The organism is Ensifer sp. BR816, from assembly GCF_000378985.1.
In the GTDB taxonomy this organism is placed as follows: domain Bacteria; phylum Pseudomonadota; class Alphaproteobacteria; order Rhizobiales; family Rhizobiaceae; genus Sinorhizobium.
Map to the genome: position 1 here is coordinate 1771272 of NZ_KB905370.1, position 13276 is coordinate 1784547.

The following is a 13276-nucleotide window of genomic DNA, read 5'->3' on the forward strand; positions in this document are numbered from 1 at the left end:
GCCAGGATGACAGTCGTTCGGGACCGGGATTCGCCGCGACGCTATCGAAGATGATCTCGCTTTGAAACGTGCTCTCTCAAAAGTGATGACCGGTCGTCAACGTCTCGGGCGAAACTCGGTGAATGCACCAGGGTGACGGCGTGGGTGCGGAGTCTTCGACGATTCGGAAAATGCAGAATCGGCGACGAGGGAGATTGTTCATCCAGAAAAAAGTTGTATAAGTTCTGTAGATTTTTTCGGAGGAAGGACCAGCCATGAACCTGAAGGACCCGTCGCTGTTTCGCCAGGCCGCGCTCGTCGGCGAGACCTGGATCGAAGCGGACCCGCAGAATTCGATCGAGGTGAACAACCCGGCGACCGGCGAGATCATCGGCCGCGTGCCGAAGCTCGGCGCCGCCGAAACCAGGGCTGCGATCGAAACCGCGGCGCGGGTGCAGAAGGAATGGGCGACGAGGACGGCCAAGGAGCGCGCCGGGATCCTGCGCCGCTGGTTCGACCTGATGATCGAGAACAAGGATGATCTCGGCCAGATTCTGACGATCGAGCAGGGCAAGCCGCTTGCCGAAGCGACCGGCGAGATCGTCTACGGCGCAAGCTTCATCGAATGGTTTGCCGAGGAAGGCCGCCGCGTCTATGGCGACCTAGTACCCGGCCACCAGAAGGACAAGCGCATCCTGGTGATGAAGCAGCCGATCGGAGTCGTCGCCGCGATCACCCCGTGGAACTTCCCCAACGCGATGATCACTCGCAAGGCGGGGCCGGCCTTTGCGGCCGGCTGTGCCATGGTGCTGAAGCCGGCGGCGCAGACGCCCTATTCGGCGATCGCCATTGCCGTGCTCGCCGAGCGCGCCGGCATGCCGAAGGGCCTCTTTTCGGTGATCACCGGCTCGGCGCGCGAGATCGGCGCCGAGATGACCTCGAACCCGACCGTGCGCAAGCTGACCTTCACTGGCTCGACGGAAGTCGGCGCCGAGCTCTACCGCCAGAGCGCCGCGACGATCAAGAAGCTCGGGCTCGAACTCGGCGGCAACGCGCCTTTCATCGTCTTCGATGACGCCGACCTCGATGCGGCGGTCGAGGGCGCTCTGATCGCCAAGTTCCGCAACAATGGCCAGACCTGCGTCTGCGCCAACCGCCTCTATGTGCAGGACGCCGTCTACGAGGCCTTCTCGCAGAAGCTCGCCGCAGCCGTCGCCAAGCTCAAGATCGGCAACGGCATGGAGGACGGCGTCATCCTCGGGCCGCTGATCGACAAGCCGGCGCTCGACAAGGTCGAGGAGCATGTCGCCGACGCGGTTTCGAAGGGCGCCCGCGTCATCCAGGGCGGCAAGCGTCACGCGCTCGGCGGCAGCTTCTTCGAGGCGACGGTGCTGACCGACGTCACCAAGGCGATGGCGGTGGCGCGTGAGGAAACTTTCGGCCCGGTGGCGCCGCTCTTCCGCTTCAAGGACGAGGCGGATGTCATCCACCAGGCCAACGACACCGAATTCGGCCTTGCCTCCTATTTCTATGCCAACGATCTGGCCCGCGTCTTCCGCGTCGCCGAGGCACTGGAATACGGCATGGTCGGCGTCAATACCGGCCTGATTTCCACGGCGGAAGCGCCGTTCGGCGGCGTCAAGCTCTCCGGCCTCGGCCGCGAAGGCTCGAAATACGGCATCGAGGAATTCATGGACATCAAATATGTCTGCCTCGGAGGTATCGCCTGAGGCGAGACGACGCACTGAGATGCATAGAACCGGCCGGAAAATTCTGGCCGGTTTTTTCGTTTGCCGGTAAGACGTTGGTCTTCGTCAGAGGAGAGCGTTCATGCCGGCCCCCATAAACCCATTTAAAGCGGCAATCCGAGAAGGTCGTTTCCAGCTCGGCCTTTGGGTGGCGCTTGCCAGTCCCTATGCGGCCGAAGTGGTGGGCGGCAGCGGCTATGACTGGCTGTTGATCGATGGCGAGCATGCGCCGAACGACCTTCCGCTGCTTGCCGCGCAATACCGCGCCATCGCCGGACGCGGCAGCCATCCAATCGTGCGCCTGCCGGTCGGCGATACCGCCCTGATCAAGCAGGTTCTCGACACCGGCGCCCAGACCCTGCTCATCCCGATGGTCGAGAATGTCGAGCAGGCGCGGCAGCTGGTCCGCGCCGTGCGCTATCCGCCGTACGGCATTCGCGGCGTCGGCGCCGCTCTCGGGCGCGCTACGAATTTCGGGCGAATAACCGATTATCTGCAGAACGCCAATGACGAAATCTGCCTCATCCTGCAGATCGAGAGCCGGGCAGGCTTGGCGGCGATCGATGAGATCGCCGCACTGGACGGCGTCGATGGCTTGTTCATCGGCCCCTCCGACCTTGCCGCCGACATGGGCCATATCGGCAATCCCGCCCATCCGGAGGTCCGGGCCGCGATCATCGATGGCTTCGCGCGCATCCACAACGCCGGCAAGGCGCGCGGTATCATGACCCTCGATCCGGCGCAGGCGCGTGACTACCGCGCTCTCGGCGCCGATTTCATGGCGATCGGCACCGACGTCACCCTGCTCGTCAGCGCGACGGAGCGGCTGCGCCGGGAATTCCTGGGAGAGGCCGAGCCGAAGCGAACTGAATCCGGCTACTGATCGGCTAGAGCATCGGATTCTCAGGTTGAGTCGGTGGGGGATTCCGTTGCGTTGGCATTCGTGATTCACTTTCGTCCGGAGGTGATTTGCGATGCCAAAAGCCTATTCACGTGATCTTCGGGAGCGGGTTTCCCGCTTTGTCGATGCCGGGCACTCGCGTCATGCGGCGGCCGCCCACTTTGGCGTATCGGTTTCCTTCGTCGTCAGGCTGATGCAGGTCTGGCGCAGGACCGGGAGGCTTGATCCCAAGCCCGGCGGCGGGCGGCGGCATTCCAAGCTCGACCCGCACCGCAGCTTTCTGCTTCGCCGGATCGGCGAAAAGGACGATATAACCATGCCCGAACTCAGGGCCGAACTGGCGGCCACGGGCACGCATGTCGATCCGGCTTCGATCTCCCGCTGGTTTATCCGCAACGGCTACCGCTTCAAAAAAAACGCTGCTGGCCAGCGAGCAAGATCGCCCGGATATTCGCCAGGCCCGGGAAGCCTGGACGACGAGGCGGCAGCCGAGGATGCGACTTGAGCCACATCGCCTTGTCTTTATTGATGAAACCGGCACAACGACGAAGATGACGCGGCTGCGCGGCCGCTGCCTCAAGGGCTGTCGCCTGAAGAGCAAGGCGCCCTTCGGTCATTGGAAGACACAGACCTTCATCGCCGGCTTGCGATGCGACGGGCTGACGGCACCCTTCGTTGTCGACCGGCCGATGAACCGGCGCATCTTCGAGACTTACGTCGAAACACAGCTCGCGCCCACGCTGCGACACGGCGATGTCGTCATCCTCGACAATCTTGCCGCCCACAAGAGCCAGAAGGTCGAGCAGATGCTCCGCGCCAAGGGCGCCTGGCTGCTCTTCCTGCCACCCTACAGCCCCGATCTCAATCCGATCGAAATGGCCTTCGCCAAGCTGAAAGCGCATCTGAGAGCAAAGGCCGTCCGCAGCATCGACGCCCTCTGGAAAGCCATCGGCGACATCTGCGCCCTGTTCTCTCCAGCAGAATGCAGAAACTACTTCAACGCCGCCGGATATGGATTCACTTGAACGTCCGTTGCTCTAATGCATGTCGCCCGAAAGTGTGCGGCGGTTTCGGGACAACGACATGCATAAGAACAAGGATCTAAAGCGCGTTGCATGGCTCCGTTTAAATGCGACGTGCTTTAGGGAATCGACTGCAGCAAGGTCTCGCGGGCCGACTTCAGATGGCGGCGGCAGGCCTGTTCGACCTGCTTCAGATCGCGCGACTGGAGGGCTGCGATATAGGCAAGGTGCTCTTCCAGCGCCCGGGCATTGCGCTCGCGGGCATTCGCCTTGTTCCACTGATAGTGATAGTGGAAGACGATCGCGATGACGTCGTAGAAATCGACGATGAAGCGGTTGCTCGATGACCTGTGCACCAGGAGGTGAAAGCGCTCGTCGAGCTCGGAGAATTCCCTGTAGCGATTGTCGATGTCGGCCAGGATTTGCCGGTGCTCCGCCTCGATCGTCTTCAATTCGTGCCAGGCGGGGTCGTTCTCCGGCAGGGCGGCGAAACGGGCGGCGGAGCGCAGCTCGAACATTTCGCGCACTTCCGTCAGTTCGAGCGCGAAATCGCGGGTAAATCCTTTCAGCACCCAATGGCTGTTCGGGCGTTTTTCGATCAGGCCGAAGCGGCTGAAACGGATCAGGAATTCGCGCACGCTCGTCGTGCCGGTGCCGATCTCGCGCGCCAACTCGAGCTCGTTGATCTGCATGCCGGGCTCGGCGCCACCCGCCAGAATCCGGCGCATGAAGCTGCGCTCGATCCTCTCGGCCAGCGAATCCGTTTCCTCGGTCGGAAAATAGTCGGAAGGCTCCGGACTTCTCAGCACGACCTTGCTGCGCTTGTCCCAGTCGATGAGCTTGAGCTTCTCGCACCGCGTGAGAATCGCGCGAACGGTCGTGCGGCTCACGCCGAGCGTCTGCCCCAACTCCGGTTCGGAAGGCAGCGCGGACGTTTCCGAAAGCAGCGCGAGGCAGCGGTTGAAGGCATCCTTGAAGACGGTGTTCTGCTTCGCCATTTCTTGCAGTCCGGCCGATGAGGGTTTTGGGGACGCCGAAGATCAGCGGTCGTGCGGTCATCTAACCCGGCGGCGCCGGTTTGTCTCGGGGGCCATGTGAGATTCCGTCGAGAGGCCTCTCTTCCTGCCTTTGCAATGCCGTCATCGGGTGGGAGCATCGGCACACTCTTTTCCGCGACAGCAACATACCCGTTGACCATAATACCCATTGACGAAGTTCTGTCTATTGTAGATAAAAGACAAACGCAAAGAGGCGCGGGACCGATCCCGCGAGAACCGTTCCGGGAGATCCAGAGATTGTCCGCACCCTCTTCGATCCTTCTTTCGCCGGAGGATAATGTCGCCGTCGCCACGATGGCGATCGAGCCCGGCGAGACGCTGCCCGGCGGGCAAAACGCAACGGCGCGAATCGAAGCCGGTCACAAGACGGCGATACGGGCCATCCCGGCGGGCGAGCCGGTCATCAAATATGCCCAGGCGATCGGCCGTGCCACGCGCGACATCGCCGCCGGTGAACACGTCCATTCCCACAATCTAGCCTTCGACCAGGACAGGCTCGCCATTGGTGCGCCGGTTCCGCCGGAGGCGGCGAGCGCGGCCGACAAGGCGCGCACCTTCCTCGGCTACCGGCGGGCCGACGGCCGTGCGGCGACCCGCAACTATATCGGCATCGTCGCCAGCGTGAACTGTTCCACCACGGTCTGTCGCGCCATTGCCGAAGAGGCCAACCGGCGCATCCTGCCCCGCTACGAGGGCATCGACGGCTTCGTGCCGATCGTGCACGACCAGGGCTGCGGCATGTCGTCCACCGGCGACGGCATGAAGAACCTGCACCGGACGCTTGCCGGCTATGCCCGCCACGCCAATTTCGGCGGCGTGCTGATGGTCGGGCTCGGCTGCGAGGTCAACCAGCTGACACTCTATGGCCAGAGCGGCTCCGGCGCGGAAAAGCGGCATTTCAATATCCAGGAGGCCGGCGGTTCGCGCCGCTCGGTCGAGCGCGCTCTTGGCGTTCTTGAGGAAATTGCGCAGGAGGTGGCGACGGCCCGCCGCGTGCCGATACTGGTGAGCGAGATCATCGTCGGGCTGCAATGCGGCGGCTCGGACGGCCTTTCCGGCGTCACCGCGAACCCGGCGCTCGGCGCCGCGGTCGATATCCTCGCCGGCGCCGGCGGCACCGCAATCCTCTCCGAGACCTCGGAGATCTATGGTGCAGAGCATCTTCTGCGCAGCCGCGCCGTCAACGAGGCGGTGGCGGTGAAACTCGACGGGCTGATCTCCTGGTGGGAAAACTACGTCGAGATGCACGGCGCCTCGCTCGACAACAATCCTTCGCCGGGCAACAAGCGCGGCGGTCTGACCACCATCCTGGAAAAGTCGCTCGGCGCCGTTGCCAAGGGCGGACGTTCGCCGTTGACGGCTGTCTACAACTATGCGGAACGCGTGACCGAGCACGGCCTCGTCTTCATGGACACGCCCGGCTACGACCCGGTCTCGGCGACCGGCCAGGTCGCCGGCGGTGCCAATGTCATCGCCTTTACGACCGGCCGCGGCAGCTGCTTCGGCTGTCGGCCGGCGCCGTCGATCAAGCTGACCAGCAACACGGCGCTCTATCGGGCCATGGAAGAGGACATGGATATCGATTGCGGGGTGATCGCCACCGGCGAGGCGACGATCGCCGGATTGGGCCGCGAGATCTTCGATCTGATCATCGACACGGCCTCGGGCCGCAAGACCAAGAGTGAACTTTTCGGTTACGGCGACAATGAGTTCGTCCCCTGGCATCTGGGGGCGACGCTTTAGGGGGCGGAAGAGGGTGGGTGAGGGCGAAATGCGCCGCATGTGAGAAACGCGCATCCTTGGAGGGAGGAGACAAGGAATGCAGACGAGAAAGATCGGCCGAACCGGCTTGGCGGTCACCGAGTACAGCTTCGGCACCGCAGGGCTCGGCGGCCTCTATCGCGAATGCACGCGCGAGGCGGCGATGGCGACGCTCGATGCCGCCTGGGACGCCGGCATCCGCTATTTCGACACGGCGCCGTATTACGGGCTCGGACTTGCAGAGCGTCGGGTCGGCGATTTCCTGCGCGACAAGCCGCGCGACAGCTACGTGCTTTCGACCAAGGTCGGCCGTCTGCTGCATCCGGTGCCGGAGGACAAGGTCCCGGATTATTCCTACGTCAAGGCGCTGAATTTCGACGTTGCCTATGACTATGGCTATGACGCGATCATGCGGTCGGTAGAGATGAGCTATGCCCGCCTCGGCCTCAACCGCATCGATATTCTCTATGTCCACGATATCGGCGGCTATACCCATGGCGCGGCCAGGAACGCCGTCTATCTGCGGCAATTGCTGGATTCGGGGCTCAAGGCGCTGGAGGAGCTGAAATCGAGCGGCGCCATTTCGGCCTACGGCCTCGGCGTCAACGAGGTGCCCGTCTGCCTTGACGTGATGCGCCATGCGGATATCGACTGCATCCTGCTTGCCGGCCGCTACACGCTTCTCGATCGATCGGCAGTCGCCGAACTCGTTCCGCTCTGCGAGAGCAAAGGAACCTCGCTCGTGGTCGGGGGCGTCTTCAATTCCGGCATCCTCGCCACCGGTCCGGTGGAGGGCGCGCATTTCGACTACATGCCGGCGACGGAGGAGGTCCGGGAGAAGGTCGCCGCCATGGAGCGGATTGCCAGCGGGCGGGGCCTGCCGCTCGCCGCAGCGGCGCTGCAGTTCCCGCTCGCCAATCCCCAGGTCGCCTCGGTCCTGCTCGGCACCGCCAAGCCTTCGAGCCTGGAGCGGAATATGGAGCTGGCTCAACGGAATATGACGGCGGAGGATTTTTCCGCTTTCCAGCCCTACACGCTGGTAGCACCGGAGCTCGGGGCGGAGGCTGTGAGGGTCTGACATCGAGGCCAGCCGCCAACGGGCGGCGGGACCATCCTTTCTGCGCTTGGAGAACGCAATGGAGGGAAGCGACCAAGAGGGCTTGCCAATTCGATTTGCCTGAATTAGCGTGCCAAAATGTTTTTTATTGATAAAAGACGATCCGCAAGCACCTGGCGGATCGCTCTCGATAACGGAACAAGGTGTGAATTGAGAGGAGAAACCTGATGAGCATTGCCAAACGCACTCTTTCCCGCCGTGCCTTTAACGCGCTTGCCGGCGCAGCCTTCTTCGCGGCCATGGCGCCGGTGCCTTCCTTCGCCCAGGACGTCACGATCCCGATCATCGTGAAGGACACGACGTCCTTCTATTGGCAGATCGTTCTGGCTGGCGCGCGGGCCGCCGGCAAGGACCTCGGCGTCAACGTGCCGGAACTCGGTGCGCAGTCCGAATCCGACATCAACGGCCAGATCAGCATCCTCGAGAATGCCGTCGCCGGCGCGCCGGCCGCAGTCGTCATCGCCCCGACCGAGTTCAAGGCGCTTGGCAAGCCGATCGACGAGGCCGCCAAGGCGGTACCGGTCATCGGCATCGACTCCGGGGCCGATTCCAAGGCCTTCTCGTCGTTCCTGACGACCGACAACGTCCAGGGCGGCCGCATCGCCGCCGATGGTCTTGCCGCGGCGATCAAGGAAGCGACCGGCAAGGAAGAGGGCGAGGTCGCCATCATCACCAGCCTGCCGGGCGTCGGTTCGCTCGACCAGCGCCGCGAAGGCTTCCTCGACCAGGTCAAGACCAAGTATCCGGGTCTGAAGGTTGTTGCCGATAAATTTGCCGATGGCCAGGCGACGACCGGGCTCAACATCATGACCGACCTGATCACCGCCAACCCGAACCTCGTCGGCGTCTTCGCCTCGAACCTGATCATGGCGCAGGGCGCCGGTCAGGCGATCGCCGAGAACAAGCTCGGCGACAAGATCAAGGTCATCGGCTTCGACAGCGACGAAAAGACCGTCGGTTTTCTCAAGGAAGGCGTGCTTGCCGGTCTCGTCGTGCAGGACCCCTATCGCATGGGTTATGATGGCGTGAAGACGGCGCTTGCCGTCTCGAAGGGCGAAAAGGTCGAGGCCAATGTCGACACCGGCGCGAACCTGGTCACCAAGGCCAACATGGCCGAGCCGAAGATCGACGCGCTGCTGAACCCGAAGGTCAACTGACCTGTCTTTGGCGCGACGGCCGGCGGAGGAGCCGGCCGTCGCGGACCGAAACGTGAGGAGGGTAGCATGACAGGGCTTCAAGAGGTCAGCCAGCGACATGAGGACGAGCTCGAGGCGGCGGTTGCGAAGGGCAAACCGATCCTGGAGCTGCGCGGGCTGCAGAAGAACTATGGCGCCGTCCAGGCGCTGAAGCCTGCGACCATCACCTTCCTCTCCGGCGAGATCCACGCGATCGTCGGTGAAAACGGCGCGGGCAAGTCGACGCTGATCAAGCTCCTGACCGGCGTCATCCCGCGGACCGCCGGCGAGGTGTCCTGGCAGGGCGAGCCGGTCCAGCTTGCCACCCCCACCGAGGCGATCGCCCGCGGCATCAATGCCGTCCACCAGGAGGTGGTGCTCTGCCCGCATCTGAGCGTGGCGGCCAACATGTTTCTCGGCGACGAGATGAACAGCAAGGGCCTGATGCGCAAGCGCGCCATGACCGATGCGGCCCAGGGCGTCCTCGACGATCTCGGCTTCAACCTGCCGGCCAATGCCACCCTTGGCAGCCTGACGATCGGCCAGCAGCAGCTGGTCGCGACCGCACGCGCGGCGATGCGCGGCACCCGCTTCCTGATCTTCGACGAGCCGACCGCCTATCTGACCCGGCAGGAATCCGCCCAGCTCTTCCGCCTCATTCGCCGGCTGCAGGGCGAGGGCGTCACCATCGTCTATATCAGCCATCGGCTCGAAGAGGTCTTCGAGCTTGCCGACCGCGTCTCGGTGCTGCGCGACGGCACCCATGTCGGTACACGCTATATTTCCGAGACCAACGAAGCCGAACTGATCGCGCTGATGATCAACCGCACGATCGAGCAGATCTACCACAAGGAGCAGTTCGCCCTCGGCGAGACGATCGTCGAGACGCGGGGGCTTTCCGGCCCCGGTTTCAGCGACATTTCGCTTTCCGTCCGGGCCGGCGAGATCGTCGGGCTCTACGGCCTGATCGGCGCGGGCCGCAGCGAATTCGCGCTCGGCCTCTACGGCCGTCATCCGCTCACCGGCGGAGAAGTGTATTGGCAGGGCCGCAAGGTCGAGATCGGCAACGAGCGCAGGGCGATGGAGCTCGGCATCGCGCTTGCGCCGGAAAGCCGCCGCGACCAGGGCCTCTGCCTCAACCTGCCGATCGGCCTCAACATCAACCTGCCGGTCTTTCGCAAGTTGACGCGCGGGCTGACGATCAACCGCGCCGAGGAGGCCGCCAATGCCGATCGGCAGATCCGCGATCTGCAGATCAAGACGCCGTCGCGCCGCGTTCTCGCCTCCGCCATGTCCGGCGGCAACCAGCAGAAGATCGTCATCGGCAAATGGCTGAGCCACGGCGCGAAACTGTTCATCTTCGACGAGCCGACCGTCGGCGTCGACGTCGGCACCAAGGCGGAAATCTACAGGCTTTTTGCGCGACTGCTGGAAAAGGGGGCAGGGATCATCCTGATCTCCTCCTATCTGCCGGAGGTCTACGAGCTTGCCGACCGCCTGCACGTGTTCCGCCAGGGACGGCTGGTCGCCAGCCACGATTACCGTGCCGCCAGCCACGAGGACGTCCTGGCGCAGGCGATCAACGCGTGATCGTTTCTAGAGTTAGAAGGACTGCAGGGAGGGCAGAATGAGTGTCGAAACGGTAGAAAGCAGCACAGGACCGACGCCGAAGCGAGGGGTCAGCATCCTGTTCGGGCTGACGCTTCTCGGGCTGCTGGTCGTCCTCTGGCTGCTCCTTGGCCTGGCGACGAGCGCCTTCTGGACGCCCAACAATATCAGCAACCTCCTGCGCCAGGGGGCGATGACGGCGATCCTGGCGGTCGGCCAGACCTTCGTGATCATCACCGCCGGCATCGACCTCTCGGTTGGCGCCGTCGTCGGCTTCACCAGCGTCATTGTCGCCTGGTTGTTGGCCGCCGGCGTGCCGCTCTGGCTGGCACTGATCGCGACGCTCTTGATCGGCGTGCTGATCGGCGCCTTTCACGCCTTCGGCATCGTCCGCATGGGCCTGCCGCCCTTCATCATCACGCTTGCGACGCTGACGTCGCTGCGCGGCATCGGCCTCCTGATCACCAACGGCTCGACGATCTCGATCACCAACGAGGCCTTCACCAATTTCTCGCGCGCCGATTTCCTCGGCGTGCCAAGCCTGTTCTGGATGGTGATCGTGGTCGCCGTTCCGGCCTATGTCTTCCTGCATCTGAGCCGCTTCGGCCGCTATCTTTTCGCCGTCGGCTCCAACAGCGAGGCGGCGCGCCTTTCCGGCGTCAACGTCAACCGGACGATCTATCTCGCCTATATTCTCTCCTCGACCTGCGCCGCCTTTGTCGGCCTGCTGCTCGCCTCGCGCATCGGCATCGGCAACGCCACGCAGGCGGAAGGGTGGGAATTGCAGGCGATCGCTTCGTCGGTCATCGGCGGCACCAGCCTTTTCGGCGCCGTCGGCTCGGTGCACGGCCCGCTTCTCGGCGCCTTCATCCTGGCGACCATCAACAACGGCGCCAACCTCTTGAACGTCAACTCCTTCTGGCAACGCATCATCACCGGTCTGCTGATCATCGTGATCGTCTATTTCGACCAGCTGCGGCGCCGGGGATCGCGTTGAGCCGCGCGCGGCTGTCATTCAGGATCAAGCTACGGAACGCACCATGAAGGCTGTCGTCTGTTCGGAACCCGGTCACCTGGAAATCACCGATCGCCCCCGGCCGGCGGCGCCGCCTGAGGGTTGGGCCCGCCTTGCCGTCAGCCGTGTCGGCATCTGCGGCACCGACTACCATATCTTCGAGGGCAAGCATCCCTTCCTCGAATATCCGCGCGTCATGGGCCACGAGGTTTCGGCCCGGGTGATCGAGGCCGGCCCGGGCTCGAATCTCGCGCCCGGAACGCTGGTTGTGGTCAATCCCTATATCGCCTGCGGACACTGCATAGCCTGCCGGCGGGGGAAACCGAATTGCTGCACGGCGATCCGGGTTCTCGGAGTCCATACCGATGGAGCCTTCTGCGAAGAAATCCTCATGCCGGTTGTGAACCTCTATCCGGCGAACGGCCTTTCTCCCGAAGCCGCCGCGACGGTGGAATTCCTGGCGATCGGCGCCCATGCTGTGCGGCGCGCCGCGGCGGCACCCGGTGCCCGGTCATTGGTGATCGGCGCCGGTCCGATCGGTCTCGGAACGGCGATATTTTCCCGGATTGCCGAACACGACGTAACGCTTCTCGATACCAGCGCCGAGCGGCTGGCCTTCGCGACTCACGAGCTCGGCTTCTCCGCCGGTCTTCTCGCCGATGAGGGGCTGCAAGAGGCCGTGGTGCGGGCGACGGGCGGCGACGGTTTCGACGTCGTCTTCGACGCCACCGGCAATGCCGCTTCGATGGAACGGTCCTTTGCCCATGTCGCCCACGGCGGGACGCTCGTCTTCGTCAGCGTGGTCAAGAACGACATCCGCTTCTCCGACCCGGAATTCCACAAGCGCGAGATGACGCTGGTGGCGAGTCGCAATGCGACGCGGGAGGATTTCGACCATGTCATCGCGTCGATCGGCAAAGGCCTCGTTCCGGTGGATAAGCTCGTCACCCACAGGACGACCCTGGACCAGGCCGTGCACGACCTGCCGCGCTGGGCACACGACAAGGCGGGTCTGGTAAAGGCGGTCGTCGCCGTCGGTGCCGCATGAGCCTCATCGATGCCCACCAGCACTACTGGACCCTAGGTCTTGGCCATAACGACTGGCCGGGACCCGATCTGAAGCCGATCTTCCGCGACTTCGGTCCCGACGATCTCAAGCCCCATCTCGACTCGGCAGGGATCAGCCGCACCGTCCTCGTCCAGGCGGCCCCGAATGTCACGGAAACCGAATTCCTGCTCGACATCGCCGCGCAGGAAGAGACGGTCGCGGCGGTGGTCGGCTGGGTCGATATCCTCGCTGCGAACGCCGGTAGCGAACTTCGGCGACTGAAATCGCATCCGAAGTTCAAGGGCATTCGGCCGATGCTGCAAGGCATTGACGAGACCGCCTGGATCCTGCGGCCGGAAGCGATCGCCACGCTTGAGTTGCTGCCGCAACTGGATCTCCGTTTCGACGCGCTCATCCAGCCGCGTCACCTGCCGGTGATCGCGGCGCTTGCCGATCGCCTGCCGGACCTCCCGATCGTCGTCGATCACGGCGCCAAGCCGTTCATTGCCGAAGGCCGGCTGGAGCCTTGGGCAGCGGACATGACGGCGCTCGCCCGCCGCGCCAATGTCCATGTCAAGCTGTCGGGCCTCGTGACGGAGGCCGGTGGAGACTGGTCGGTCCAGCGATTGCGGCCCTACGCGGCCCATCTCATTGACGCCTTCGGTGCCGATCGCGTGATGTTCGGCAGCGATTGGCCGGTTGTGCTTCTCGATGCCGACTACTCCGAGTGGTTTGCAGCCGGGAGAGCCCTGACCGCCGATCGTTCGGAAACGGAGCGGCAGGCGATTTTCTTGGGGACGGCCGCCCGTTTTTACGGAATTTCCACGACCTGAGGTACGAACGT

The 13276-nt window shown here is 63.8% G+C and carries 11 protein-coding genes; 10 read left to right on the plus strand and 1 reads right to left on the minus strand.

Translation table 11 applies throughout. The features are described from left to right. Window positions 1-254 precede the first annotated feature (254 nt). The 3 genes from gabD to RHIBR816_RS35715 all read left to right on the plus strand — a co-directional run bounded on the left by gabD (window position 255) and on the right by RHIBR816_RS35715 (window position 3653). Complete coding sequence (gene gabD, locus RHIBR816_RS0108460; RefSeq protein WP_018236100.1) at window positions 255-1709, plus strand: NADP-dependent succinate-semialdehyde dehydrogenase; 1455 nt, start codon at window positions 255-257, stop codon at window positions 1707-1709. A gap of 100 nt (window positions 1710-1809) precedes the next feature. Next, window positions 1810-2610 (plus strand): 4-hydroxy-2-oxoheptanedioate aldolase, encoded by an 801-nt coding sequence (gene hpaI / locus RHIBR816_RS0108465; protein ID WP_018236101.1) that lies wholly within the window; start codon window positions 1810-1812, stop codon window positions 2608-2610. 91 nt (window positions 2611-2701) lie between these two features. Then, window positions 2702-3653 (plus strand): IS630 family transposase gene (locus RHIBR816_RS35715; RefSeq protein ID WP_371259044.1). Its coding sequence is split into 2 segments (ribosomal slippage): window positions 2702-3018 and window positions 3017-3653, totalling 954 coding nucleotides; the frame shifts between segments, so codons are not numbered across the junction. A gap of 116 nt (window positions 3654-3769) precedes the next feature. Here the strand turns inward: RHIBR816_RS35715 and RHIBR816_RS0108480 are convergent. Next, window positions 3770-4648: a GntR family transcriptional regulator gene (locus RHIBR816_RS0108480; RefSeq protein ID WP_018236102.1), complete on the minus strand. Its 879-nt coding sequence runs from the start codon at window positions 4646-4648 to the stop codon at window positions 3770-3772. Window positions 4649-4945: 297 nt separating this feature from the next. On the opposite strand from RHIBR816_RS0108480, the gene RHIBR816_RS0108485 reads away from it, so the two are divergent. From RHIBR816_RS0108485 to RHIBR816_RS0108515, 7 genes are all read left to right on the plus strand, one after another. Then, entirely contained in the window at window positions 4946-6451 is a 1506-nt protein-coding gene (locus RHIBR816_RS0108485) for a UxaA family hydrolase (protein ID WP_018236103.1), read from the plus strand. 76 nt (window positions 6452-6527) lie between these two features. After that, window positions 6528-7547, plus strand: a complete 1020-nt coding sequence (locus RHIBR816_RS0108490) for an aldo/keto reductase (RefSeq protein ID WP_018236104.1) — start codon at window positions 6528-6530, stop codon at window positions 7545-7547. Between the two features lie 206 nt (window positions 7548-7753). Beyond that, window positions 7754-8743, plus strand: a complete 990-nt coding sequence (locus tag RHIBR816_RS0108495) for an ABC transporter substrate-binding protein (protein ID WP_018236105.1) — start codon at window positions 7754-7756, stop codon at window positions 8741-8743. A gap of 66 nt (window positions 8744-8809) precedes the next feature. Further along, the gene (locus tag RHIBR816_RS0108500; RefSeq protein ID WP_018236106.1) at window positions 8810-10351 is read left to right on the plus strand and encodes a sugar ABC transporter ATP-binding protein; all 1542 of its coding nucleotides are present in this window, start codon (window positions 8810-8812) and stop codon (window positions 10349-10351) included. Between the two features lie 37 nt (window positions 10352-10388). Continuing rightward, a complete protein-coding gene (locus RHIBR816_RS0108505; protein WP_018236107.1) occupies window positions 10389-11366 on the plus strand; it encodes an ABC transporter permease in 978 nt (325 codons plus the stop codon). Window positions 11367-11409: 43 nt separating this feature from the next. After that, window positions 11410-12432, plus strand: a complete 1023-nt coding sequence (locus RHIBR816_RS0108510) for a zinc-binding alcohol dehydrogenase family protein (RefSeq protein ID WP_018236108.1) — start codon at window positions 11410-11412, stop codon at window positions 12430-12432. Further along, window positions 12429-13265 carry an amidohydrolase gene (locus RHIBR816_RS0108515; protein ID WP_018236109.1) on the plus strand — a complete coding sequence of 279 codons (837 nt, stop codon included), beginning with the start codon at window positions 12429-12431 and terminating at the stop codon, window positions 13263-13265. The genes RHIBR816_RS0108510 and RHIBR816_RS0108515 overlap by 4 nt, the downstream gene beginning before the upstream one ends. Window positions 13266-13276: the final 11 nt, after the last annotated feature.